At 55.8% G+C, this 24,946-nt stretch carries 18 protein-coding genes, 1 tRNA gene and 1 pseudogene; 13 read left to right on the top strand and 7 right to left on the bottom strand.

The annotated features are described in order from the left end of the window. The first annotated feature begins 43 nt into the window (after positions 1–43). Positions 44–1,546 (top strand): MocR-like pyridoxine biosynthesis transcription factor PdxR, encoded by a 1,503-nt coding sequence (gene pdxR / locus BISA_RS00510; protein WP_033889570.1) that lies wholly within the window; start codon positions 44–46, stop codon positions 1,544–1,546. Here the strand turns inward: pdxR and phnX are convergent. The 4 genes from phnX to BISA_RS00530 all read right to left on the bottom strand — a co-directional run bounded on the left by phnX (position 1,534) and on the right by BISA_RS00530 (position 7,665). Next, positions 1,534–2,316 carry a phosphonoacetaldehyde hydrolase gene (phnX, locus tag BISA_RS00515; protein WP_033889571.1) on the bottom strand — a complete coding sequence of 261 codons (783 nt, stop codon included), beginning with the start codon at positions 2,314–2,316 and terminating at the stop codon, positions 1,534–1,536. The genes pdxR and phnX overlap by 13 nt on opposite strands. A gap of 177 nt (positions 2,317–2,493) precedes the next feature. Then, positions 2,494–3,702: a 2-aminoethylphosphonate--pyruvate transaminase gene (gene phnW / locus BISA_RS00520; protein ID WP_081889938.1), complete on the bottom strand. Its 1,209-nt coding sequence runs from the start codon at positions 3,700–3,702 to the stop codon at positions 2,494–2,496. A 291-nt stretch (positions 3,703–3,993) separates the two neighbouring features. After that, entirely contained in the window at positions 3,994–6,873 is a 2,880-nt protein-coding gene (locus tag BISA_RS13250; RefSeq protein WP_202806941.1) for an extracellular solute-binding protein, read from the bottom strand. A 3-nt stretch (positions 6,874–6,876) separates the two neighbouring features. Continuing rightward, complete coding sequence (locus BISA_RS00530) at positions 6,877–7,665, bottom strand: ABC transporter ATP-binding protein (RefSeq protein ID WP_051917237.1); 789 nt, start codon at positions 7,663–7,665, stop codon at positions 6,877–6,879. Positions 7,666–8,150: 485 nt separating this feature from the next. Between BISA_RS00530 and BISA_RS00535 the strand changes: the two genes are divergently transcribed. After that, positions 8,151–9,329: an anion transporter gene (locus tag BISA_RS00535; RefSeq protein WP_033889572.1), complete on the top strand. Its 1,179-nt coding sequence runs from the start codon at positions 8,151–8,153 to the stop codon at positions 9,327–9,329. 12 nt (positions 9,330–9,341) lie between these two features. On the opposite strand, the pseudogene BISA_RS12725 reads toward BISA_RS00535, so the two are convergent. Continuing rightward, positions 9,342–11,563 (bottom strand): annotated as a pseudogene (locus BISA_RS12725) (alpha-L-arabinofuranosidase C-terminal domain-containing protein). Between BISA_RS12725 and BISA_RS13465 the strand changes: the two are divergent. The 6 genes from BISA_RS13465 to BISA_RS00565 all read left to right on the top strand — a co-directional run bounded on the left by BISA_RS13465 (position 11,522) and on the right by BISA_RS00565 (position 16,683). Further along, on the top strand, positions 11,522–11,653 hold the full coding sequence (locus BISA_RS13465; protein WP_272945241.1) for a hypothetical protein: 132 nt from the start codon (positions 11,522–11,524) through the stop codon (positions 11,651–11,653). The pseudogene BISA_RS12725 and the gene BISA_RS13465 overlap by 42 nt on opposite strands. 185 nt (positions 11,654–11,838) lie before the next feature. Next, positions 11,839–12,708 (top strand): MurR/RpiR family transcriptional regulator, encoded by an 870-nt coding sequence (locus BISA_RS00545; protein WP_033889574.1) that lies wholly within the window; start codon positions 11,839–11,841, stop codon positions 12,706–12,708. 53 nt (positions 12,709–12,761) lie between these two features. Beyond that, positions 12,762–12,834: transfer RNA gene (locus BISA_RS00550), tRNA-Arg, on the top strand. 240 nt (positions 12,835–13,074) lie between these two features. Then, positions 13,075–13,875, top strand: a complete 801-nt coding sequence (locus BISA_RS00555; RefSeq protein ID WP_033889575.1) for an ABC transporter ATP-binding protein — start codon at positions 13,075–13,077, stop codon at positions 13,873–13,875. An 83-nt stretch (positions 13,876–13,958) separates the two neighbouring features. Then, positions 13,959–15,149: a COG1361 S-layer family protein gene (locus BISA_RS00560; protein ID WP_051917268.1), complete on the top strand. Its 1,191-nt coding sequence runs from the start codon at positions 13,959–13,961 to the stop codon at positions 15,147–15,149. A 10-nt stretch (positions 15,150–15,159) separates the two neighbouring features. Next, a complete protein-coding gene (locus BISA_RS00565; RefSeq protein WP_033889577.1) occupies positions 15,160–16,683 on the top strand; it encodes an ABC transporter permease in 1,524 nt (507 codons plus the stop codon). A 132-nt stretch (positions 16,684–16,815) separates the two neighbouring features. Here the strand turns inward: BISA_RS00565 and BISA_RS00570 are convergent, their stop codons facing one another. Further along, a complete protein-coding gene (locus BISA_RS00570) occupies positions 16,816–18,762 on the bottom strand; it encodes a 1-deoxy-D-xylulose-5-phosphate synthase (RefSeq protein WP_420308616.1) in 1,947 nt (648 codons plus the stop codon). 376 nt (positions 18,763–19,138) lie between these two features. Between BISA_RS00570 and BISA_RS00575 the strand changes: the two genes are divergently transcribed. Beyond that, complete coding sequence (locus BISA_RS00575) at positions 19,139–20,131, top strand: zinc-binding dehydrogenase (protein WP_033889578.1); 993 nt, start codon at positions 19,139–19,141, stop codon at positions 20,129–20,131. 220 nt (positions 20,132–20,351) lie between these two features. Here the strand turns inward: BISA_RS00575 and BISA_RS00580 are convergent, their stop codons facing one another. Further along, a complete protein-coding gene (locus tag BISA_RS00580; RefSeq protein ID WP_033889579.1) occupies positions 20,352–21,308 on the bottom strand; it encodes a hypothetical protein in 957 nt (318 codons plus the stop codon). Positions 21,309–21,788: 480 nt separating this feature from the next. Between BISA_RS00580 and purE the strand changes: the two genes are divergently transcribed. From purE to BISA_RS00600, 4 genes are all read left to right on the top strand, one after another. Further along, a complete protein-coding gene (gene purE / locus BISA_RS00585) occupies positions 21,789–22,289 on the top strand; it encodes a 5-(carboxyamino)imidazole ribonucleotide mutase (RefSeq protein WP_033889581.1) in 501 nt (166 codons plus the stop codon). Next, positions 22,273–23,451, top strand: coding sequence for a 5-(carboxyamino)imidazole ribonucleotide synthase (gene purK, locus BISA_RS00590; protein WP_033889582.1), 1,179 nt, complete (start codon positions 22,273–22,275; stop codon positions 23,449–23,451). The genes purE and purK overlap by 17 nt, the downstream gene beginning before the upstream one ends. Positions 23,452–23,460: 9 nt before the next feature. Next, positions 23,461–23,853 carry a Fur family transcriptional regulator gene (locus BISA_RS00595; protein ID WP_033889583.1) on the top strand — a complete coding sequence of 131 codons (393 nt, stop codon included), beginning with the start codon at positions 23,461–23,463 and terminating at the stop codon, positions 23,851–23,853. Positions 23,854–24,029: 176 nt separating this feature from the next. Then, positions 24,030–24,926, top strand: coding sequence for a metal ABC transporter solute-binding protein, Zn/Mn family (locus BISA_RS00600; RefSeq protein WP_033889585.1), 897 nt, complete (start codon positions 24,030–24,032; stop codon positions 24,924–24,926). Positions 24,927–24,946 lie beyond the last annotated feature (20 nt).

Genomic DNA, 24,946 nt, shown 5'->3' on the forward strand with positions numbered 1-24,946 from the left:
TAATTGCAGCTAATTGCAGCACGGTAGGGAAGGGGAGACGATTATGCAGTTGCAGCTCAACCGGCGCAGCAGCGTGCCGCTGTATAGGCAGCTGGCCGGTGAATTGCGTGAGCAAATCGTCTCCGGCGCTCTTGCGGAAGGCTACCGCTTACCTCCCGAACGCGAGCTTGCAAAACGGCTGGAAGTCAATCGCACCACAGTGTTGCAGGCATACCAGCAGCTCAAAGATGAAGGATTCATCGCATCCAAAGTCGGCAAAGGCACATTCGTATTGCCGCAAACGGTTACTGGCGATTTGCAGCCGGCGACGGATGATATCGAACCAACCATCATCCGCCCGCCGTGGTCCGTATTGTTCAGCGATTACTCCAACCGATTCACGTACCATGACATTGCTGTGGCGAATCGTGCGCAAAATGGTCAATCACTGATTGACTTCGCCACCGGTTCGCCAAACCCAGCTGATATTCCTGATGATCTGCTGCGCTCGGTGAGTTTGGAAGCATTCTCATCACACGAATTCGACGGTCAGCCGGAATCCCCGATTGAAGGATTCCCGGAACTGCGCGAACTATTGGCTGAACACATGCGCTCCCGAGGCGTGCATTGCAATGCACGCAATGTGATGGTGCTATCAGGTTCCGAACAAGGCATCGATCTGTGCGTGCGTGCATTCATCAACCCCGGTGACTGCGTACTCGTAGAACAATCCACGTTCTTCCCGGCTCTGCAAGCCTTCCGGTCAGCCGATGCTCGAATCGTGGGCGTACCCGTGGATGCATACGGTATGCGAACCGACCTATTGGAAGGCTACTGTGCCCGGTTCCATCCAAAATTCATCTACACAATCCCAACCTTCCAAAATCCGACTGGCTCAACAATGCCGGCAGCACGCCGCAAAGAACTCATCGATGTGGCGCGACGCTATCAGTGCCTCATCATCGAGGACGATGCATACGGGGAACTCTGGTATGGGGGAGCGGATGCAGCAAATGGTGATGTCAATCGCCCGGTGCCGGTGAAAGGTATGGAAAATGCAGGATACGTAATGTATCTCTCCACCTTCTCAAAAACCGTAACATCAGGATTGCGAACCGGATGGATTGTAGCGGACCCTCATGTGATCGGGCGATTGGCCGCCTTGCGCCGCATGGTCGATCAGCATACGAGCACATCATCGCAACGCATCTGTTTGGAACTGCTCAAAGAAGGACGCATCGCCGAGCATGTGAAAACATTGACGGTCGCTTATCGCAAGCGACGAGACATGGCGGTGGCGGCATTGAAACGCTATGCGACTGGCGGCATGACATGGAATGTACCGGAAGGCGGCTACTACATTTGGGTGACGTTGCCTGAAGGCGTGCGCTCGCTGGATGTACTTGACCGATGCCGTGCGAAAGGCGTCACGTTCATGCCAGGAAGCGTTTTTGATGTTGACGAAACGGATGATTCACATATCCGCTTGAATATGGTGCATCCGGATGCCGCTGATATTGAACACGGCATCCGGATGATTTGCGAATCGATTGCTCAGGCAAGCTGAGCGAGGAGAGTCGGCAGCTCGGCCATCGTGTCGATTACGGCGTCGGCGCCAGCATTGACGAACGCGTCGCGTGCGGCTGCGCGAGCTTTGGCCTTATCGGCATCAGACAATGCGTTGAACTCGTCCTCAGAGAGCGCCATTTGGGAGCTGCCCTCCGTCACGCCGATGGTGAAGACACCGGCATTCCTGCCTTCGCGAATATCGGAAAGCGTGTCTCCCACCTTGGCGGCCTTGCGCACATCAGTGACGCCCAACTTCTCAAGATTCCTGAACACCATGTAAGGGTACGGGCGGCCGAAACCGTTCGTACCGTCCGGGCTAATCCAGAAATCCGGAGCATAGCCATTCTCGGCGGCCTTCGGAACTACAATCTCCATCATCTTATCCGTGTAGCCAGTGGTGGAACCGATCTTGATGCCGGCTTCACGCAGTGCGGCGACCGCATCCACCACACCCGGCTTCGGGTCGGCGAAACCATCGAGAATGGAAAGCAGCTTCGGCTCAAAATGGCTGTAGACGGCATCCACATCCGCATCGGTGGGGGCTTCGCCATGCTCATCCTCCCAAGCGCGAGCAATGCGATTCATGTGCAGCATCGTATTGATATGGTCATGCTTCAGCATGCCCATCGGCTTGCGGGTCTCGGCCATCGTGGGCTCGATACCGAATTCCTTGAACGCCTCCTGGAAGGCACGGACCGGAGCAAAGCAGCCATAATCCACAGTGGTGCCGGCCCAATCAAAAATAACAGCTTCAAAACGGTTGGTCATGTGAGAATTCCTTTATCGTTGAATGCGGTATGTAAGGAAGGCTTGGTGATGTGGTGTGTGCTTTCCGACTGTAAGCAGCGCAGGCGTGTGCTAAGCTCTGCGAGCACGCGCCGGAGCGAGGCCAAACGGCCTTGAGTGTGTCGGGAAGCACACACCACATCACCAAACCGGCAATAGTCAGGCGGTGAGCTTGACGTTGGCGGGGGCGGCGGCTTTGATTGGTTCGCCGGCCTTGTCCATAGCGGCAATGGCTTCCGGCACGGAGTCGGAGCCGGTAGCGGCCTGAAGCAGGCCGCGCTCACCCATGTAGAGAGCCAGCAGCTCGGTCACTTTTTCAATATCATCGGTGTAGATTTCACCGATGTTGCCCAGGCGGAAGGTGTCTTCGTTGGTGAGCTTGCCCGGGTAGATGGCGTAACCGCGTTCCTTGATGAACTCGTACATGTCGTGGAAGTCGAACTTGGTGCCTTCCGGGTAGAGGAAGGTGGTGATGATCGGACCCTGATGGTCCTTGAGGAACACGCGGAAGCCAAGTGCCTTCATGCGGGCGATAAGTAGATGGTTGTTGAGCGTGTAGCGAGCGGAGCGGGCCGGAATGCCACCTTCGGCGAACATTTCATCGAGAGCCTTGGAGAAGGCGAGCACAACGTGGGTGGGGGAAGTGTAACGCCACTTGCCGTTGGCCTTCTCGAGGGTGTTCCACTGATCCCACAGGTCAAGGGAGAGGGAACGGGCCTTGCCCTTGGAGGCTTCCAGCTTGGCCTTGTTGCAGATGATGAAGCTGAAGCCGGGCACACCCTGAATGCACTTGTTGGCGGAGGAGACGAGGAAGTCGATGCCCCAGTCGGCCACCGGAATATCCACGCCGCCGAAGGAGCTCATGGCATCCACCATGAAAGTGCAGCCGTGCTTCTTGGCCACGGTGGCCACGGCCTGAATGTCGTTCAGCAGGCCGGAGGTGGTTTCGGAGTGAATCATCGAAACGTGGGTGATGGTCGGGTCGGCGGAAAGGTATTCCTCAACCTTGGCGGCGTCCGGGATTCGATCGTACGGTTCGGCGTACTGGGTGTAGGCGATGCCGGCGTGGTCGCAGATCTTGGCCTGACGGTCGCCGTAAGCGCCGTTGGTGCACAGCAGCACCTTCTCGTCCTTGCCGATTACGGAGGTCAGCACGCTTTCCACGCCGAAGGTGCCGGAGCCCTGCATGAGCACGGCGGTGTAATCGTTGGCGTTCACATGAGCGAGTTCGAGCAGCTGGCGGCGAATCTTCTGGGTGATCTGCTGGTAATCCTCATCCCAAGTGCAGTGGTCGAAGAGCATCTCTTCCTTGACCGTGCGGGTGGTGGTCAGCGGGCCGGGGGTCAGCAGCTTGTATTCGTTTGCCATTGGTGGATTTCCTTTCTTGGATTCTGCGGCCGAGTCTAATCAGCCATGTAGTGTCTGTAATCTTCTACGTAGTTTTATAAAGACAATCGGAGTGTCGTATGTAGTTCTGTATGTGATGAGTGTTGGCGCGTTTGGTTGGCATGTATGATGCCCGACACACTCAAGGCCGTTCGGCCTCGCTCCGGCGTGTGCCCGCGGAGCTTAGCACACGCCTTCGCTGCTTACGGTCGGGCATCACACATCCCAACCAAACGCTGCGCAATGCATGATTTGTAGAATCAAGACCTGTGATTATTCGCCTTGGGCGAGGCGCTTGCATTCGGACGAGAAGTCTTGGTGCTCTTGCAACAGGTCTACGGTCAGGGGCTTCGGGAAGGTCTTGGAGCGCTTGGAGGCGTTCGCCGGAGCTTTCTCGCCCTGGTAGAGCGGCGTCGGATAGGTCTTCAGCAGCTCCTTGCGTCCCTTGTCGATGATCACGCCGGCCATCTTCTGTGCCTTCGGGTTGGTCTTGGTGCCCTTATCGAGCACAGCCACCGATTCAGTCAGCGAGTAGTTGCCTTCCTCAGGGTCCACGTAATCGATCGGCAGGCCCTTCTTCTTATCGGCCACGGCCTGGTGGCGCAGGCCGAAACCGATTGCCACTTCGCCGGAACGCACGGCCTTCAACGGTCCTGAGCCGGACTGTTCAAGGTGCGGGCCCGCGTTGCGGTAGATGGAGGTCAGAATCTGCTTGCCTTCATCGCCGGTACCATAGGCGTCGGCGATGGCCTGAATCATCAGCCAACCGGTGGAGGAGCCTTCCATATCCGGCACGGAGATGAGACCCTTGTACTGTGGGTCGGCCAGATCCTTGAAGCTCTTCGGCTCGGGCACTCCGGCTTCCTTCAGCGCGGTGGTGTTCACGATGATCGCACCTTCTTGCGCAGTGGTGGGGGATCGGTAGGCGGGAGCCTTGGAATTCTCGGAGGTGCCGAGCAGCTTGGAGTGCACGTCGGTCAGATCGGCGAACATATGGTTGCGGTCCTGCGCAGAATCCACGTAGTAGGAGCTCATGGTGAGCATGTCCGCTTCGAGAGCCTTGCCTTCGGCGAGCATCTTGCCGCCGAGTTCGGAGGTGCCGAAGCTTTGGATGATGTACTGGTTCTTGAAACCGTTGTTATCCAGAGCATGCTGGAAGGCCACTACAGCCTCATCGTCGGCGTTTGTGTAAATCACCACTTGACCATTGGTGCTTGCGGTCGCCGTAGCACCGAAGCCGAAGCCGACCAGCAGTACGGCGAGCACCGCGGACAGCCCTGCAGTGAAGGCGTTGCGAGCCTTGCGGTTGCCGGAAGTCGGCAGCGGGAAGTCAGGCGTACCGTTGTGTGCGGCCTGTGCGGCAGCGGTCAGTCGCGTATCAGCGGCGACTGTGGAGCGAGCGGCGGCCAGCTGCGGGGTCTTTACTGTCGCGCGGGCGGCAGCCTTGGCACGCTCGGCAGAACGGTCGCGTGTGGCGAAGGCAATCACACCCTTGACCACCAGGTTGGTGACCAGAATCAGCAGCGAGAGCACGAACACATCATCGAACTTGGCGATGTGCTGCAGCGCGGAGATCTTCGTGGTGATTACCTGCGTGCGGGCGCCGGTCAGGAAGACCACTGCGGAAATCGTCACCATAGCGTTGACGAAGTAATAGCCGAAGACCTGCAGGATCGTGGGCCATGCGTTTGGTGTCACCACACGCACAATCGTCTTGATCCAGTTATCGCCCATGAGCTTGGCCGTGGTCTCCCAGCCGGCGTTCATCTTGGAGAGCGAATCCTTAATCATCTGGTATGGGGTGGCGAAGTAGTGGATGATGTTCGCAATAATCAGAATCCAGAACGTGTTCTGCAGCGAGGAGCCGGAGAAGGCGAACAGGAAGGCGATGCCGAGCACCATGCCAGGCACGGTGTTGATGATTGCGGAGATTGCGTCCACCGAGCGCTTCGCCCAGTTCGGCAACTTGGAGCGGGAGGTCACGAGACCCGCGGCGTAAGCGAACAGGCAGCCCACGATGGCGGTCATCACGGCCACGTACAGCGAGTTGGTGAACACTTGCGTCAGTTCGGAGTCGGTGAACATGTTCGTAATGTGCGAGAAGGTGGGCGCCACGTTGAACGGCCATTCGGTGACGAACGGAATCAGCAGAATCACGGCGAATACCGAGAGCGTGCACACCAGCACCACCACGGAAGCGATGCCGCACGCCCAATCACGGCGCTTGCCCTTCGGCAGTTCAACCTGGCTGATCTGCTTGTAACGGATGGCGAAACGCTCCAGCACGGTCATCAAAATGATGGAGATGATCGAAGGAATAAGCATGAACACGGCGATCACGGCACCACGGTTGAAGTTCGGGATGGAGCCGAGCATCTGGTTGAACAGGGTCATGGCCAGCACGTCGTACTCGCCGCCGACCGAGGTAGGAATGCCGTAGTCGGTGAATGCGAGGAAGAACGACTGGATGAACGCCACCGCCATCGTGCCGATCAACGGCCTCAGCACGGTGTTGAGGAACGTTGTCAGCGGCTTGTCTCCCATGATGTGCGAGACGATGATGAATTTCTTATCTACGAACTGGAAGCTGTTGTTGATCAGCAGGAAGCAGGTGGGCAGTGTGTAGATTACGTAGCCCATCAACAGGCCGTTGAAACCATAGATATCGAACAGCTGGTGCCCGAACAGGCGGGTGATCAGGCCCTGCTTGCCGAACGAGTAGATGATGGCGAAACCGTAGGTGATGGTCGGCAGCAGCATCGGCAGCTGAGCGAGCAGTGCCACGGCTTTCTTAAAACCAGCCGGCACATTCGTGCAGTTGATGGTGTAGGCCAACAGGAATGCGAGCAGCACGGCCACCAATGCGGAGGTGGCGGAAACGGCCAGTGAGTTAGTGATCGAGCGGGTGAACTCCGGGCGGGAGAGCACGGCCGCATAGTTGGAGAGCGTTGCGGCGCCGGAAGCCGTGGTGAAGGAGCGGATGATGACCAGCACCATCGGCACCACGAGGAACGCGGCGAAGCAGATGGCCACGATGGCCAGCAGCGTCCATAATTCAGTCTGCTTCGGCGTACGCGGGCGGCGCTCATAGTTGACGATTTCAGGGCGGATGTTAGGCAGCTGCTTGCCTGCCTGAATGGATTCGACGGACATGGCTCAGGCCTCCTGCCCTGCGAGCGCGTGAGCTTTTTCGTCGGCCTCGGCTTCGTTGAACAGCGAGTAGATGTTGTTGCGCTTCACCTCAAGCTGGTGCAGGATGAACTTCTTGACGAAGTCGCTCGCCGGATGTTCGATGATGTTCTCCGGCGTATCGAACTGGGCGATTTTGCCGTGGTTGATGATGAGCACCTTGTCGCTCATCGTGCAGGCTTCCTCGGGATCGTGCGTGACCATGATGGTGGTGAGCTTGTACTGGTCCACGATCTGCTTGATCTTGGCCTTGATGGATTCCTTGATCACGCCGTCCAATGCGGAGAGCGGCTCGTCGAGCAGCAGCAGCTTCGGCTTCATGACCAGTGTGCGGGCCAAAGCCACACGTTGCTTCTGACCACCGGACAGCTCGTCGATGTGTTTGTTCAAATGCTCTTCCAAACCGAGCAACTTGATAAGCTCCTTGATTTCCGCTTCGGAGGAGATGCCGGGGTTGTTGCGCAGACCATAGGTGATGTTCTCGTAAGCGGTGAGGTTCGGGAACAGGGCATAATCCTGGAACACGATGTTGAATCCGCGCTTCTCCATCGGCACCTGGGTCAGATCCTCGCCGTTGTACAAGATCTGGCCGCTGGTGGCATCGGTAATGCCAAGAATGATGTTGAGCAGCGTAGTTTTTCCGCCACCGGAGGGGCCAAGGATGGACATGATTTGGCCATCGCCCAAGGTGAGGCTGATGCCGTTCAACACATGAGTGTCACCGAACGATTTGGTGATGTTTTTCAGTTCGAGCATATTTCCCAACTTGCCTTCCGCAGCTCACTGCAGAATTGAATTTTTCCGGATATTCAACATTCAGTTATGCGCGGCCAAAACCGCTAGGTCGTACTTTCATAGTCCGGCAAAAGTGGGTGGCGTGAATCTTACATTGGGGAAAGCTCAAGGAAGTGACGGTGAACAGTAAGTAAAACTACATGTTTTACCCGTAGTCGCCGTAGTTTGTCGATAATTGCGTAGGTGCGCTGCCTCGAAAACGAATGAGCTGAGTTCTTGCCAACGGCCTTACTTCCAACAACATGCATATATCTGCAATTTGCTATCCGTTCACCCTGCTGTAAACAAGGCTCTAATAAAAAAGTCGGGAGCGCAGCCCAATCGCCAGTAAGGATAAGCGCCAATTTGCATAAAAAAGGTCGGAAAACAGCACGCCGAGACTACGTACTAGGCAAGGCGTTCCGATACTATTAACCACGTCAGAATGGCTTAAACACGGAGGATTCATGCGGCGCTGGCTGATCAAGCTGCTGAAGAACGAGACGATTCTGGTGGTCGCCGCAGTACTCGCACTCATCTCCTGTTTCATAGTTCCGCCAGATGCCGACTACAAGGGTTACATTCACGCCAGCACCATCAGCCAGCTCATCTGTCTGATGATTGTGGTGTGCGGATTCCAGCGCATCGGCGTCTTCCGTATCATCGGCTCGCGTCTGCTGGAGAAAACCAGCACAATGCGCGGCCTCGTCATCACACTGGTGTCGCTCACCTTCTTCTCCGCCATGCTCATCACCAATGATGTGGCGTTGGTGACATTCGTACCGTTCGCAGTAGCCGTGCTCATCATGGCCGGCCAGCAGGAGCGCACGATCTTAGTGGTCACGCTGATGACCATCGGCGCCAACGTGGGAAGTATGCTCACCCCGATCGGCAACGCGCACAACCTGTACTTAAAAGCCCTCACTGGCATGCCGACGCTGGAATTCATCGGCATCATGGCTCCATATTCCATCGTTGCCGCCATACTGCTGGTGATTGTGGCCAGCGTGGTATTCGGCAAGCAGCCGGTCGGCAATCTCGGCAACCTTGAAACCGGCGTACTGGCCCCTGAACGCAACAAGCATCAGCCTGACGAAATCCGCATCACCGGCTATGGAGCCGGCTACGGCGGCTGGCGAACCGTGGTCTACACGCTGCTGTTCGTGGTCTGCCTGCTCGCCGTCTCCGATGTGATTCCGCTGTGGGCCATGTGCGTGATTGTGATAGTTGTGTTCCTGTTCACCGACCGCCGCGTATTCCGCTACGTGGATTGGGGCCTGCCGCTCACCTTCTGCATGTTCTTCATCTTCATCGGCAACATGAAGCGCGTGCCTGAATTCTATGAACTGGCACGCTCACTGGTCGGCGGCCATCCGCTCGAAGTGGCCGTGGCTTCCAGCCAGGTAATCAGCAACGTACCGACTACAATTCTGCTTTCCGGCTTCTGCGACCAGTGGCGTGAACTGATCATCGGCACCAACTTGGGTGGTATGGGCACATTGATCGCTTCAATGGCTTCGCTGATTTCCTACAAGAACGTGGTACGTCAGTATCCCGATAGGAAAGGCCGTTATCTGGCCATCTACTCGGCAGTCAACGTACTGTTCCTCGTAGTACTCGTAGGCTTGAGCTGGATTATCGAATAGCGATGATTTGATTTACTGCCAGCGAGCGGTGACCACAGTCAGGCTGTAAGGCTTGATTTTCATTGCCATCAGCGAATTCGTGGCAGGCAAAGATACTTTGCGAAGCTCTGGAACAATAGCGCCCTGCGCCTCACCGCGATAGTCGATAGTGGTTTTGGCTTTCGGCGCGGCGGCCAGCGTCTCAATATCAAGGTGGACCGCACCCGTCCTATTGGAGCTGCTGCCCAATACCGCCAATCCGCGTTCGATTTCCAACGTCACATCCACGGCAGTGGCACCAGTGTTGACGATTTTGATATACCGATAGTTGCCAGGCTTGTTGCCGCCGGTCGCGCTCACATACAAGTGTTGCGCTTCCTCGGTCTTTTCCGTATCCACCCGATAGGTCAGCTCGCCCACATGCGTGGAAAACATGCGTTCCGCCTCATAGTTCAACGTGGGGTTCACATGCGCCGGATTGAATTCAATAAGATTCTGTGCCCAACCCTTCGCTGGAATATGAGCCAGTAGTGGAGCATAAGACGTCATCTCCACCACATCCGAATTGCGTTCGCAGCCAGTCAAAAACGCGGCCTCGCCAAGCGCCGACCTCCACGTATTCGCGCCTTGTTCGGTTTGTGGCTGGCCTGCAAAATACCCGTTCGCGGAGTATTCGCCAAAATACACGCCGGCACCGCAACGCGGGTAATGGTCAAAACGATAGGCTTGCGCTTCAAACCATTGTGCCGAATGATAGGAATGCTCATCCACGATGATTGCATCGCCGGTGGCGGAATCCTGCGCTCCCTTGCCGGTGGATGCCTCAGTGCGCGCATAATCCCATGTACGTTTCATTGCAGGCTGGAATGGGAAAAGACCAGCGCTCATCACGCACAGCATATGCGGGTAGCGTTCATGAATCGCTTCGCTGATACGCGTGAACTTCGCCACATAATCCGTGCCGAAATTCTCATTGCCCACGCCAATCATGTCCAAACCAAACGGTTCCGTATGCCCCATGTCTCGGCGAACCGCAGCCCACGGGCTCGTATCCGGGTTCCCATTGGCGAATTCAATCAAATCCAGATAATCCTGAACCACATTGTGCCGGAACGCTTCGGAATCAATATCCATATGCTTCGGATCGCGGCCGGGAGACTGGCATGCAATACCGGCAAACAACGTCGGCAGCGGCTTGGCACCCAAATCCTCGCATAGGCAGAAGTATTCATAAAAGCCGATTTGATAACTCTGGCAGTAGCTGGAACCATCCGGCATTTTGAACGACCACATGGAATACTGCGGGCGCCGAGCGGGAAGCGCGCCGATCGTATCCTTCCAACGATATTCATTGCCGGGAGTGACGCCTTCCACAATGCAGCCGCCGGGGAATCGCATAAAGGTTGGATGCAACGCCTGAATGGTTTCCACCAAATCACGCCGAAGCTTGCCATAGCGCCATTTCGGGTCTCCCGCGCCCCAATAATCGGCATCCATGAATTGCACTGTGTCCAGATCAAACATAACACCAGTGCGGATAGGGGTAGTAGGGGAGTCGGCGGCGGTCGGTGCATCATCGCTTGATGTGTAGTCATTGGGCACAGTATCGTCTCTGGGTGCCGGCTCAACGGCAATGCGCAAAATGCCATAGTCGGTCCCCATGCCGCGCACCTGGCTCTACAGTGCACCCAGCTGCTCTGCTCGCCAGCGTAATCCTTGGAATCCTCGGAATCATGGTGAGCCTTATTGCCGGAGTCAATGGAATGCGTGGCGACGCAATCAAATCGGGCGACTTCAGTCAGTGGATTGCCCTGCTCATCAATCACACTGACGTCCAGCACAGCGCGACCCAATACCGGGCGCAACTGGAAGTCAATGTCATAGGAATGCCCGTCAACAATGGAAAAAGCAGGCTCGTTGCCGTTGCTGCCGCCGCCGTTATAACCAAAGTTTTCAATGCAAACAAACTCGTCCGAACGAGCGGTGCCGACAGCATCGGTTTGACAGCTATATGCGGGAAGCGTGGCGCGCACGCGTGCGTACCGACTGTGTGCATGAATCGGAGGATCAGGGCAGTATGTGGCAAGTATCTGACCATGCTCGCCGCGAATTTCCGTGCCATAACTTTCAGCGGAACAGTTGATGAAATGCCAGAAGCGTAACGGGTCGGCTTCGGTACGCCAACGATCAGAGCCGGAAAATCTCCAAGTGTGATGGTCGAGATAGACGCCGTCGAAACTGTAATTATTCACCATATTGGCGTTCAGGCCACCATCGGCACTGTGATTGATATCTTCGAAAAAGACGCCGTACAGCCGCTCACTCGTACGATGAGTAGGGTCTGAGACCGTAATCCGAACCATGCCTCCAATTGTAGGTGCTGGCTGCGTGATGGCATGGCGAAGGTAAACGAAAATAGTTCGCTCACAGTTCATATTGCGGTTAATGCAAATCGGGGGTTTTCCACTTGCGAGCCGGTACGCTCGAAGGCAGTGAATAATTAATGATGGCGACGATCAGGAGCGGGCCTGTGCAATCCTCGGTGGGAATACGCGAGCGTATCGACCACGTATATCCAACATTACGTCCGGCCGAACGAGCTGTGGCGCAGTATATTCGCGATCACACGGATGAGGCTGCCGAACTCACAGTAGGACAGTTGGCTGATGTGGCGCATGTCAGTCAGCCCACGGTTATTCGTTTTTCTCGCAAACTTGGTTTCGGCGGTTACCGTGAATTGCGTTATGTGCTGCGGCATCCGACCGCCGCGCATGAGGTGACGTTCGATCCGCTGTCCGGGTTCGATTTGAATCCGTGGGACAGCGTTGACGAAATCCCATCAAAGGCTGCGGATGGTGCCAAGGCGCTGATTGATGAAATGCGCGGGGCATTGGATGCCAAAGCGTACCGTAAGGCGATTGAGATTATTGCCGAAGCGGGATTAATTGATATTTTCGGCGTGGAGAATTCGCTGACGCCGGCTATGGATCTGTTCACGAAGTTCGAGTATCTGGGGCTCACATGCCGCCTCAATACGGACGCTTACCTGCAGCAGATCGGTGCCGGACACCTGACTCATGGCGATGTTGCCATCGCATTCTCCCACTCCGGAAGCTCAGCGGATACGGTCAAGGCGCTTCGGTTGGCGAAGTCGCGTGGGGCGAAAACCATTGCGATCACCAACGCGATGGGGGCTCCCTTGGCCAGCTGGGCTGATGTAGTGCTTGTAACGGGCCGCGATTCGCATGCCATCTACGGCAATGCGATTTTCTCGCGTGTGGCCGATACCGCCCTCGTAGACATGCTCTACATGGGTGTGATTCTTTCCGATTACGGCCGTTTTTCCACCGCATTGGACGAATCCGGCCGCATGATTCGCGACCGTGTGTTCGAAGGATGATATTGGGGGGCGAGGCTGCGCGTCTCGGCTGGATAGTATGTTTGTCCGCTGATGCCCCTGTAGCTCAATGGATAGAGCCACGGCCTTCTAATCCGTCGGTTGCCCGTTCGAGTCGGGTCGGGGGCACATGTAAGGAAGACTGCGTTTCCGTTGGCTTGTTGCGAAGGAAACGCAGTCTTCTTGTTTTTTGTTGCACCTGGCGGACCTGTTGAACCGACACGCTCAACGCGCTCAGGGAACACCCCTAGGGGGTGCGATGACGGCGCTGCCGCTATAGACTTGCTGAAAGTCATCTGAAGAGAAGAGTTCCAAAAACAGTGGTGCAGCCCGCTCGCCAAAGGCGACGAACGAGAGAAGAAGGTGCCTATGGCGCAACATGATCTTCGCCCCATCATCGAGGTGCGCAACCTGCGCAAGGAATATCCGGTGGAAGATGAAACGGTGGTGGCTTTGGAGCGAGTGAATCTCACTATTCCCCAAGGGCAAATCTGCTGTATTTTCGGTGAATCAGGCTCCGGAAAATCCACATTATTGAACCAGCTTGCAGGCATGGAAAAGCCCACGCGCGGCGGAGTCAAAATCGGGGGAGTGCCAGTCAGCAAGCTGAACGAGCGCGAACTGGCCGCCTTTCGGCAGAAGCATATCGGCTTCGTGTTCCAGTCCTACAATCTGCTGCCGAACCTCACCGCATTGGAAAATGTGGCCATGCCGTTGATGTTCCGCGGTGTTTCCAAAGACCAACGTGAACGCACGGCGCGAGCCGTACTCAAACGCGTGGGCCTTGGCCATCGACTGAGTCACTATCCGAGGCAGATGTCTGGCGGTCAGCAGCAGCGCGTTGGCATTGCCCGCGCATTCGTCACCAAACCCGAAGTAGTGTTCGCCGACGAACCCACCGGCAATCTTGATTCCAAAACCAAAGCCGAGGTCATGGCAATGATCTGCTCATTCGCGCGCGATTTCAACCAAACCATCGTGCTCGTCACGCACGACCCGCAAATGGCCTCCTACGCTGACCGCATCGTCACATTATTGGATGGCAACATCGTCAGCGATCGAGCGAATCAGCCGGCCATCTCACCCTCAACTCCCGCTCCAACACCAACCCAACCATCCATAATCCGTCAACAGTCAACTATCTCAACCAATCAAGGAGCCTCGCGATGAACATCCACACCAACCCATCCGGTCAATCCGGTACTCACGCAGGCTTCCTTGCCGCACAATTCGCCGCACCCGCAGTGCGCCGCATGTGCGCCGCCGTGCTGGCCATGCTGATGGCTCTTGCATTCCTGTGCGCAGTAGAATTCGCACCAACCCACGCATTTGCCGATGATGGCGACGATTCCACAAGCGGCAGCACGGTGGCCGCTCCCGTGGCCGGTCCGGTGCCGAACATCATCGTGACCAACTTCACCTACGGCGGTGACTCCGTGGCAGCCGGCTCCAAATTCGATCTGGCGTTCACCTTCCAGAACAAAGGCCAGGTGGCGGTAACGAACATGGTGGTCACTGTGGACGGCGGCGAAAGCTTCGCCATCGCAGGCGGCACGAACACCTTCTACGTGGACGCGTTATGGGCCGGTTATTCGCTGACCCAAACCGTGCCGATGCAGGCGCTCGCTTCCGCAACGAGCGGTGCGCAGCCGGTGAGCATCAGCTTCAAATACGAGTACCTTGATTCCGGTTCACGCTCCTCCACACAGTCCGATATCAAGATTTCCGTGCCAATCAGCCAACCCGACCGATTCGAAGTGAGCGACCCGGTGCTTCCCGACCAGTCCATCGCCGGCCAGGAAACCACCATCACGATGGAATATGTGAACAAGGGCAAGGGTGATATTTCCAACGTGGAAGCCACGATGGAAGGCGAAGGGTTCGACGCCACCATGAAGAACCAGTACGTGGGCAATGTGGCTTCCGGCGCTACAGGCTCCATCGGGTACGCGTTCACACCGCAGGCTTCCGGCGAGCTGAACGCCACTATCAAAGTCACGTATGAGGATTCCGATGGTCAAAGTAAAACCAAGGAATTCCCGGTCAAGGTCAATGTGGAAGACGCTCCTGTGATGGACGGCACTGACATGGACAATATGGTTGTAGAACCTGCCGGCCCGGTGGTGCCCGTGTGGGCGTGGGCAGTTGGTGCCGTGGCTGTAGTGGTGCTGATCGTGGTGATTGTGCTGCTGGTGCGTCGTCATCGCAAGAAGAAATCAAAGAGCAAGCTCGACGAAGAATGGGACGATTGGGCAGAGGGAACTGCTAAGGGTGACTCGGCTGCTGACGCTGCTGCTACGCAGTCAGCTGCGGCATCAGACAATGCTGCTGTGCCGGCTGGTGCGTCACCGAATGATTCAGCACCGACCACCGTGCTGGAACCGGTTGCTGCAGTCGATTCCGCGGCAGCTATCGCCGCCGATTCCGCAACACATCGCAAGTAGGGAGCCGACCATGCGATTCGGCGACATCTTACGACTCTGCCGGCAGAACCTGTGGCGGCGCAAATCCCGCACGATTTTGACCGTGCTCGGTGTGATTGTGGGCTGCTGCTCGATTGTGCTCATGATTTCCCTCGGCCAAGGCATCAACGAGCAGAATGAGAAAATGCTCAAATCGATGGGCGATCTATCCATCGTCACCGTATACACCAATGGCGGATACGGCGGCATGATGATGGGCAGTGGTGCATCATCCTCATCCTCATCTCAGGACGTCAAACTCACCGATGAATCTGTGGAATCATTCCGCTCGGTTCCTGGAGTTGCCGGCGTGACTCCGGTGATGAACTACAACTACAATTCCAGCGCCAGAACCGGTGCCGGTGGACGATACCTCTACGATTACGTGCAGATCATGGGCATCGATATGTCGCAATTCGACCAGATGGGTTTCAAACTCAAAGATGGTTCGATGCCCATTCGTGACGGTGAAGTGCTCGCTGGCGAATGGCTTGCCTATGATTTCATGGACACGCTCAAAAACGGTGAGATGCGCGAAAGCTCACGTGGTGAAGGCTGCATGTGGAATAACGACACCGCCCAGTGCGAGCCGTATGAAGACGAGGATCCGTATTTCAAGCTCATTGGCACGCAGCTCACCTTGACCACCGGCGCCAATTACCAAGGTGATCCGTATACGCAAAACCTGTATGGCACTGGTGGCGGCTCGTCTAGTGCCGGTAATGCAAGTGAATCGCAGAATGTCACTGCGGATATGCGAATCACCGGTGTAACCGTTTCCGACTACAACAAGGGCTTCGCCACATCCGATGGCATTGTCATGGATTTGAAGTCATTGAAGGAACTCATCGCCAAAGTCGATCCGTCCGTGGCGAAGCAACGAACCACTAATTACGATCAGGTGCTGGTCAAAGCACAGGATATGGCTTCGGTGCCGGAAGTCGAATCACAGATCAAGGCGCTCGGTTATGAGACGTCCTCCTATGAGGACCTGCGTAAGTCGTTGGAAGAGCAATCCCGTGCAATCCAGCTGATTCTAGGCGGTATCGGCGCGGTGTCGCTCTTGGTGGCGGCTATCGGCATCGCCAATACGATGGTGATGTCGGTAACCGAGCGCACGCGCGAAATCGGCATTATGAAAGCGCTCGGCTGCTATGTGCGTGATATTCGCGTGATGTTCCTGACCGAAGCCGGTGCCATCGGATTCCTCGGTGGACTGATTGGCTGCATTATCAGCGCGATATTCTCGCTGGGCATCAACATAGCGGGCATGTCATATCTTGGCGGAGGCATGTCATCCAGTTCGGGCGGTGACGGTTCCAGCGGCTCCATATGGACGATGCTCTGGCAGGCGACGGTTGGTGGCGATGACGTGACCCGTTACTCAGTGATTCCGTGGTGGCTATATGCGTTTGCCATCCTGTTCGCCACACTGATTGGTCTGCTCTTCGGCTTCGGCCCAGCCAACAAGGCGGTGAAAATCCCGGCCCTAGACGCCATAAAAAACAGCGAGTGACGCGGTATCGGTGTTGTACCTGTTTCTTGGCTCCCTCCGATGAGGGAGCTCCCGGCGTAAGCCGGGTAAGGGAGAGAAGTCGCGTAAACGCTAGCCTCGCGAAGTAATATATCGGTCAAAGACCAATTCCATTTACCGGTTGACTGCACTCACAATGTTGTCTACGGTCAGGCCATAGCGCTTATTGAGCTCAGCCAGCGGCACGCGGTCGGTAAATTCCTTGGTAGCGCCGAAGTTCAGCACGCGCGGATTTAACGCAGATTCGCTGTGTTGCCAATGATTCGCGTAATAGGAGGTCACCTTTTCGCCCCAGCCGCCTTCAAGCTGACCATCTTCGAGCGTAATCACCAGCGCATGATTCTTGCGCAAGGATTCCAGCGCATCAGTATCCAACGAAGTGCATTGCCGCGGATCAATCACCGTGGCAGTAATACCATGCTCGGATTGCAATGCCGCCGCCGCTCGTTCCGCCAGCGGATACGTATTGCCCAAGCCGAGAATCGCCACCTGAGAGCCGGACTGGTTAATACGCCACGACAACATGTCAGAAAATACCGAGTCGACCGGCTGAGAGGCAGCGGTCTGTGCGCCGGTAATCGGACGCAGCGTTGCATCACGTTCAGCGGCCAGTACGCCCTCACCCGGCACACGAATCACCACTGAACCAGTGGGTGCATTCTCAGCATTAGCCGGCAAAGTAGCCCAAGCCAAATCATCCAAAAAATCACGGCCGGAAGTCGGCACCAGCATCGTCACCTGAGGAATATTGGCGAACATCGCCAGATCATAAGCGCCAGAATGCGTATTATCCGAACCGGAAAGCCCACCAAGAAAATCAAGCACTGTTACGCGCGAACGATTGAGGCTCATCTCCTGGAAGAACTGGTCGTAGGCGCGCTGGAAGAAGGATGCAGTCGTGGCAACCACAGGAGTGCCGCCAGCGCGAGCGATGCCGGCTGCAAACGCCACCGCATGCGATTCGGTAATACCAGTGTCTACATAATGCGCACCCGCGCGCTCGCGGAACTCATGCGTAATGCCATTGGAACCTGGAGTCGCCGGAGAAATCACCACCAAACCTGGCTCAGACGCAAAACGCGGCTCGAGCGCTGCCATAGCCATTTTGCCGTAATACTTGCGCGGATCCTCTGGCTTGCCGAGTGACGCATCAGGATTCTGCCAATGCGAAGCCTCGCACTGGCCCTCATGCGGCTCATGGTCGGAGAGATTGCAGTGATCGGAATGCCAGGGCTCATCGTGAAGCACATTATTGGTGGAAGGAATGCCTTCGGCCTTGTCCGTCGCAGTGGTGTGCTGGAGCTGTTGGTGAGCGGCATCGACGGTGTTGGTCTTGCCCTCGTAGCCCGCGCCCTTCAGCGTATGGATATGCACCACCACCGGGTGATCGATATCACGGACCTCTTCAAAAGCCTTGATCAGCGCGTCCACATCATTGCCGGCTTCAACATAGCGGTAATCTAATCCAAACGCATTGAAAATATTGGGCTGCGCAGTGCCGCCGGACGCACGCAGGCGGGCAAGCGGACCATACATGCCGCCGAAATCGCCTGCGATGGACATCTCGTTGTCGTTGAAAATAACAATGAGATTGCCGCCCTGCTCGGCCGCATTGTTCAATCCTTCAAAAGCCACGCCGGAGCTCAAAGAACCATCACCGATGACGGCCACCACATTGCCGATGCTGCTGGTGCCAGTGGCGCTTATTTCAGCGTTGCGTGTTTTGGCAATACCGCAAGCCAGCGAAATCGAAGTGCCGGTGTGGCCCAGTACGAACTGGTCATGCTCGCTTTCGGCTGGGTTGGTGAAGCCGGTGACATCATTGAAATGCTGCGGTTCGAGGTAGGAGAGGGCGCGGCCGGTCAGCATCTTATGCACATAGCTTTGATGGGAAACATCGAAGACAATACGGTCGTGCGGGGAGTCGAATACGCGATGCAATGCCACCGTGGCCTCCACCATGCCGAGATTGGAGCCGATATGGCCACCATGCGCATGGCCATAATTCAGCAGCGTGGTACGGATTTCGCGGCACAGCTCCTTGAGTTGAACTGCGGGCATGGCTTTAACGTCGGCAGGAGAAGTGATGTTGCGCAGGAGCGGGGCGTTGACTTCGATGTTTGCAGCGTTGGGTGTAACGACAGCGGCATAGGGGGTAGTGTTCATAGCGTCGGAATCGGCAGTATTAAGCCTTTGCCCAACATCTCGCTCATACCCTCGTGACTCCCCTCTCATAAAACTTCCGAATTCGACATGCTAGTGCCATGTGTGGCCGGACATGTGAGCCACACGGCAATACCCCCAACATCTCCGTATATTCATCAAATCAACCCCTTGTAGAGCAGATAGCATGCGAGTGCTTCCACATAAACCGTCCCAGTATGGAAGAATGAGTGCTAGCCGTATTGCAGCACATCATTCATAAGGAGCGAAGCCAATGAAGGCCGTATACGCATCCACCGTTAATAACGACGATCCGCTGAGCGCGCTCGCAGTGGGCGATCAACCAGCGCCAGCGCAGCGGCCGTATTGGTCCACTGTTTCGGTGCGAGCCGTGAGCGTGAACCATCATGATCTTTGGTCTTTGAAGGGTGTGGGGCTCGCCGCTGAGCAGACGCCGATGATTCTCGGCACCGATGCTGTGGGCGTTCTGGATGAAGACATTCCCGGTAAGCATGGGCTGAAAGCCGGCAGTGAAGTGGTACTGTACACATTCGTTGGGGCGGATGGGAATGGTGTAGCGCCAGGGGAGCGGCGTTCGATTCTCTCCGAGAAGTATCCAGGTACTATGGCCGAGAAAACCGCTGTGCCTTCGGCCAATGTGTTTGCCAAGCCTTCGAACCTAAGCGTTACCGAGGCGGCTGCGCTTGGAACTAGTTGGTTGACCGCATACTCGCTACTGTTCAATGCAGCCGGCATCAAGCCAGGTGACTCCGTTCTGATTCAAGGTGCGGGCGGAGGAGTGTCCACGGCGGCGGTTCAGCTCGCCCATGCTGCAGGCCTTGAGGTATTCGTGACTTCGCGCGATGCGGAGAAACGCGCCAAAGCTTTGGAACTGGGGGCGGATGCTGCGTTTGAATCCGGCGCACGTCTTCCTCGTAAAGTGGATGCGGTGATTGAATCCGTGGGCGCGGCCACATGGAGTCACTCGATTAAATCTGTGCGTCCTGGCGGCACCATCGCCATTTGTGGTGCCACCACCGGTGACCAGCCGGGCGCCGAATTGACGCGAATCTTCTTCCAGGACATTCGTGTACAAGGCAGCACAATGGGTTCAAGGGAAGATTTTGGCCGTCTGCTGCGATTTGTGGAACACAGTGATATCCATCCGGTAATCGATTCCGTCTTCGCCGGACTCGATGCAGTGCCTCAGGCCTTCGCTAAGCTAAACAGTGGCGATGTATTCGGCAAGGTGGTGATTGAACTTTAAGGGTCTCGCGGCGCATCGTCCGGAATTCCTTGCACTGAGTGACCGTCAGTGCAAAGAATTCCGGAAAACAGGCGTGATCTCCCGAATTTCTTGCACTGGGATGGTTAATCAACTAACGGATATCGACGAGTTGATAGGGGCATCAGCTCATAACGGACCGGGTGTCAATTCAATAGGTAACATTCGTCAACAAGTTTCTATGGCGGCAGTCAGATGAGTTTCATCGAACTTTAGGTACCTTGGCTGCACTCAGAATCATATCCAAGCGTTGGAGATCGGCAACATCCTCATAGAACAGGTGATTTACGCTCGTAACCCCTTCTTCTTTGAGATGCTGGTCGCGCCGTCTCTCATATTCGAGTTTTGCCTTGATACTGGCTCTATTGAGATTGCTGGCGTCTTTGTATTTGGCAACGCCATCATATTCGACAACAATGATCCGTCCGTCATGAAGTTTCCAGCAGAAATCAACACGATAGGGAGCATTTGGGTTATCCGGATTATTGAAATTGACCTGAAACAGAGGTCTTGCATACCTCAGTTGCATCATGTGTGCATACGCCCATGACTCACCTCCGTTTTCTCGTAAAGGATTTGCGTGCCGAAGTAGGGTCTTCACTGCTTGCTCATCGCAAACGCTTTGAAGCATCAAGGTTTCAACTTCAAGTTTGGTGGTGTGTTTGCAGCGCAGTGCCGAATCATAGATAGACAGAGCCCTGTCGAATGGTAACGTGGCGCAGTCAATGAGAGTGTGGGCTGGGGAAGTTACCGGAATGCCGCGATATAGGTAACACTTCATATTATTTGGCGCATATATACGGTGTAGACCTTTACTGTCGTGTTTGTTGGCTCCTCTGGTCGAGGCGATGTTTACCGTTCCGTCATGTAAGGTGTGGGAATGGTCGTACTGGTAGACGCAAGCGGCACTGAGACCGGTGAATATCCATTTGGGGTGAAGCTTTGCCAGTGCACGAATCATGTGCATGGATTGCTGCTCGAGGCTTAAGGCTGACCAGTACGAAGCAGCGGCAAACAGGTTCGGATATGGTGAGGTGACTTCACCGCACTGAACTCGTCGCCTTAGGGCGTGATACAGTTTTCCGCCATCGCCGATAGCGCAGCGTTGCTCTCGCTCTGCGGTTCGTAACAGTTTTTCCACTTCTTTGTGTGTTTTCATATATTGACGCTAAGACGGTTCGTTTGATGTGCGCAAGCCGAATCGGCCTATGTGGTTCTAGCTTGCCGAGTTATCCACATTGACAGTCGTAGTTGAACGATAAAAGTTGGGGTTTGGACGTGCTTTGGAGCTGTGAAAGGATATCAGGAAAACGATTGGCGCCAGATTGTCAATGACGTTGTAAATTCCGCGCAAGAAATTCGGATACAGAGCCTATCTCTCCCAAAATCCTTGCGTTGACTGTGCCTCAGTGCAAGAATTTCAGGATATTAGGGCTGTTTTCCCGAAATCTTTGCACTGAGAAGGGTTCAGTGCAAGGATTTTGGGAGATATGGGTTCCGTGCCCGAATTTCTTGCGCTGAAAGAACGCCGCAGGTGCCACCATGTGCCGATGCGAAATGCCCTAGTGGCGAGTTCGCAACAGGGGAGTCAGGGGAGTACAGTGAGGGCATATTCTCAATAACTAGGGAGTAAATGATAATGGCAAATGAAACCAAGCCCCAGGTCGCCGTGGTGATGGGCTCCTCCAGCGACTGGGAAACCATGAAGCGCGCCTGCGATATCCTCGACCAGTTTGGCGTGGCCTACCACAAGCAGGTCATTTCCGCACACCGCACGCCGGAACTTATGGCGGACTTCGCTCACAATGCTCGCAAGAACGGCCTTAAGGTCATCATCGCTGGTGCTGGTGGCGCTGCCCACCTGCCGGGCATGATTGCCGCTCAGACCACGTTGCCGGTGATTGGCGTGCCGGTCCGTTCCCACGCCTTGTCCGGCTGGGACTCCCTGCTCTCCATCGTGCAGATGCCGGGTGGCATCCCGGTGGCCACCACCGCTGTGGGCAACTCTGGTGCCACCAACGCCGGCCTGCTCGCCGTGCAGATGCTCTCCGCTTTCGATGAAACCCTGGCTCAGAAGCTTGAAGACTACCGCAACGAACTGAAGGAAAAGGTGGCCGAATCCAATGCCCAGCTTGTCTGAGGAAACTAACGGCCGCGTCTCCATGCTGATGCCGGGCTCCACCATCGGCATTATTGGCGGCGGTCAGCTTGGCCGTATGATGGCCCTGTCTGCTCGCTACATGGGATTCAAGGTCGGTGTGCTTGACCCCACGCCAAACTGCCCGACCGCTCAGGTGGCTGATTTCCAAATCACCGCTGAGTATGACGACAAAACCGCCATTCATGACCTCGCCGTCCAGTCCGACGTGCTCACCTACGAGTTCGAGAACGTGGACGCTGACGCCATTGATGAGGTGCGTGGCATTGCCGCCGCTCCGCAGGGCACTGATCTGCTGCGCGTGACTCAGCATCGCGTACATGAGAAGCAGTTCATCAACGATCACGGCACCGCCACTGCTCCGTGGCGCGCGGTCAACAACTTCGATGAGCTCGATGCCGCACTGGATGAAATTCACTACCCGGCCGTGCTGAAAACCGTCTCCGGTGGCTATGATGGCCACGGCCAGATGGTGCTGCGCTCTGATGCTGATTTGGAGAAGATTCGCGCCCGCGGAGATCGCGGCGGTGGCTTCCCACCGAGCATCTTGGAAGGCTTCGTAGACTTTGCGTTCGAGGCCTCGATTCTGGTCTCCGGCAACGGTAAGGACTATGTGACCTTCCCAATCGTGCGCAACGAGCATCGCAACAATATTCTGCACATGACCATCGCGCCGGCAAAGGTGAGTGAACATGTGGCGCGCGAGGCTCACGAACTGGCTATCCGCTTGGCCAAGGGCTTCGAGCTTGCCGGCACGCTCGCCATCGAACTGTTCATTACCAAGGACGATCAGGTTATCGTCAACGAGCTCGCCCCGCGCCCGCACAACTCCGGCCACTACACCATCGAGGCTTGCTCGATGGATCAGTTCGATGCGCACATCCGTGGCATCGCCGGTTGGCCTATGCCTGAGCCGAAGCTGCTGAGCCCGGCCGTAATGGTGAACGTGCTCGGCCAGCATGTGGAGCCTACGCGCGCGCTGATCGCCAGCCACCCGGAGTGGAACGTGCACGACTACGGCAAGGCCGAAGTGCGTCACGACCGCAAGATGGGTCACATTACCGTGCTTACCGATGATCCGGAACGCACGGTCGCCGACCTGGAGGCCACTGGTTGCTGGGATGACCTGAAGAAGAAGGCGTGACCTTATCGCATGGTTGAACATATCGAACGTCAAACCAAGCAAAAGGACGCCATCCGTGCGGCATTGGCCGATTGTGAGGAGTTCATCTCCGCTCAGGATCTGCACCGCAAGTTAGAGGATGAGGGCTCGAAAATCGGTTTAGCGACCGTATACCGCCAGCTGAATGCATTGGCGGATGCGGGCGCCGCGGACACGATCAGGCTCGATGGCCAACAGCTGTTCCGCTTGTGCGGCGATGATGGGCATCACCATCATCTGGTGTGCAAGAAGTGCGGTCGCACGGTGGAAATCGACCCGCCCAGCGAATCTTGGCTGCGCAAGGTGGCTGAGGGGCATGGTTTCACCGTGGAATCCCACACGCTGGAGGTATTCGGTTTGTGCCCGGAGTGCCAGAAGCCGTGATTGGTGATTGCTGCCCGAATATTTGATTGAAAGCCGGACTCTGCATCTGCAGGGGCCGGCTTTTGTGTACTACTGCGACACGCCAAAAAGAACTGAAAATGATAATGGTTCTCAATAGATGCTATAGTGCAATATGTCAACCGCGGTAATCACAAGGTAGAAGAGGAAACAACGGTATGACTGCATGGAAGAAGATCACGGCATTGGCTGCATCGGTATTGATGATTGCTGGATTGGCGGCATGTGGATCAGGTGATTCAAACACTGCTGAGTCAAACAGCGGCAAGCTTGAGGTTGTGGCATCCATCAACCAGTGGGGCTCCATAGCTGAAGATCTTGGTGGTGAATATGTCGAAGTCACCAACATCATGAGCAAAACCAATGTGGAAGCCCATGATTACGAGCCTACAAGCCGAGATGTGGCCAAGTTCCACTCCGCTCAGGTATCTATTGTGAACGGTGCTGATTACGATGCCTGGGCGGTGAAAGCTGCCGAATCAACCAACACTAATTTGGTTAATGTTGCCGATGCTGCAGGTATTGAAGACGGTGGGAACCCACACATCTGGTTCTCTGCCAAAGCTCGTTCCGCTGCTGCGGATGCCATCACCGCCGCCTATCAGGAAGCGGATTCAGCGCATAAGGCTGATTATGCCAAGCTCAACAAAGACTGGCATGCCAAGGCGGACAAGCTTGAAACCAAGCTTGAGGAAGCGTCTGCAAAAACCAAGAATCTGCCATACGCTGCGACCGAATCCGTGGCATGGTACTTGGCCGACGACCTCAAGATGAAAGATGCCACGCCGAAGGGCTACGCGCAGGCTTCCGCCAATGAGAGCGAACCAACGCCCACCGATATCAAGAAATTCCAGGATGCGCTGAAGTCTGGCGGCATCACCATGCTGGTGCTCAATACCCAGGAATCCAATTCGACTAACGAGCAGATCACGACTGCTGCGAACAGTGCTGGTGTGCCGATTGTGGAACTTACCGAGCAAATGCCTGCTGAATACAATGATTTGCTTGACTGGATGAGTGCGCTGGTCGACCAATTCACCGAAGCTGCAAAGTAAGTATTGAATCAAAGCTGCAC

This window comes from Bifidobacterium saguini DSM 23967 (genome assembly GCF_000741715.1).
In the GTDB taxonomy this organism is placed as follows: Bacteria; Actinomycetota; Actinomycetes; order Actinomycetales; family Bifidobacteriaceae; genus Bifidobacterium; species Bifidobacterium saguini.

What these genes read in the sequence shown, in the direction of transcription:
- phnX (WP_033889571.1), bottom strand. Translation starts at nt 2,316, where the DNA reads ATGACCAACCGTTTTGAAGCTGTTATTTTTGATTGGGCCGGCACCACT.
- BISA_RS00580 (WP_033889579.1), bottom strand. Translation starts at nt 21,308, where the DNA reads ATGAAAACACACAAAGAAGTGGAAAAACTGTTACGAACCGCAGAGCGA.
- purE (WP_033889581.1), top strand. Translation starts at nt 21,789, where the DNA reads ATGGCAAATGAAACCAAGCCCCAGGTCGCCGTGGTGATGGGCTCCTCC.
- BISA_RS00570 (WP_420308616.1), bottom strand. Translation starts at nt 18,762, where the DNA reads ATGCCCGCAGTTCAACTCAAGGAGCTGTGCCGCGAAATCCGTACCACG.
- BISA_RS00530 (WP_051917237.1), bottom strand. Translation starts at nt 7,665, where the DNA reads ATGCTCGAACTGAAAAACATCACCAAATCGTTCGGTGACACTCATGTG.
- BISA_RS00555 (WP_033889575.1), top strand. Translation starts at nt 13,075, where the DNA reads ATGGCGCAACATGATCTTCGCCCCATCATCGAGGTGCGCAACCTGCGC.
- BISA_RS00595 (WP_033889583.1), top strand. Translation starts at nt 23,461, where the DNA reads ATGGTTGAACATATCGAACGTCAAACCAAGCAAAAGGACGCCATCCGT.
- phnW (WP_081889938.1), bottom strand. Translation starts at nt 3,702, where the DNA reads ATGGCAAACGAATACAAGCTGCTGACCCCCGGCCCGCTGACCACCACC.
- BISA_RS00560 (WP_051917268.1), top strand. Translation starts at nt 13,959, where the DNA reads ATGTGCGCCGCCGTGCTGGCCATGCTGATGGCTCTTGCATTCCTGTGC.
- BISA_RS13465 (WP_272945241.1), top strand. Translation starts at nt 11,522, where the DNA reads ATGGTCGAGATAGACGCCGTCGAAACTGTAATTATTCACCATATTGGC.
- BISA_RS13250 (WP_202806941.1), bottom strand. Translation starts at nt 6,873, where the DNA reads ATGTCCGTCGAATCCATTCAGGCAGGCAAGCAGCTGCCTAACATCCGC.
- BISA_RS00600 (WP_033889585.1), top strand. Translation starts at nt 24,030, where the DNA reads ATGACTGCATGGAAGAAGATCACGGCATTGGCTGCATCGGTATTGATG.
- BISA_RS00535 (WP_033889572.1), top strand. Translation starts at nt 8,151, where the DNA reads ATGCGGCGCTGGCTGATCAAGCTGCTGAAGAACGAGACGATTCTGGTG.
- pdxR (WP_033889570.1), top strand. Translation starts at nt 44, where the DNA reads ATGCAGTTGCAGCTCAACCGGCGCAGCAGCGTGCCGCTGTATAGGCAG.
- purK (WP_033889582.1), top strand. Translation starts at nt 22,273, where the DNA reads ATGCCCAGCTTGTCTGAGGAAACTAACGGCCGCGTCTCCATGCTGATG.
- BISA_RS00575 (WP_033889578.1), top strand. Translation starts at nt 19,139, where the DNA reads ATGAAGGCCGTATACGCATCCACCGTTAATAACGACGATCCGCTGAGC.
- BISA_RS00565 (WP_033889577.1), top strand. Translation starts at nt 15,160, where the DNA reads ATGCGATTCGGCGACATCTTACGACTCTGCCGGCAGAACCTGTGGCGG.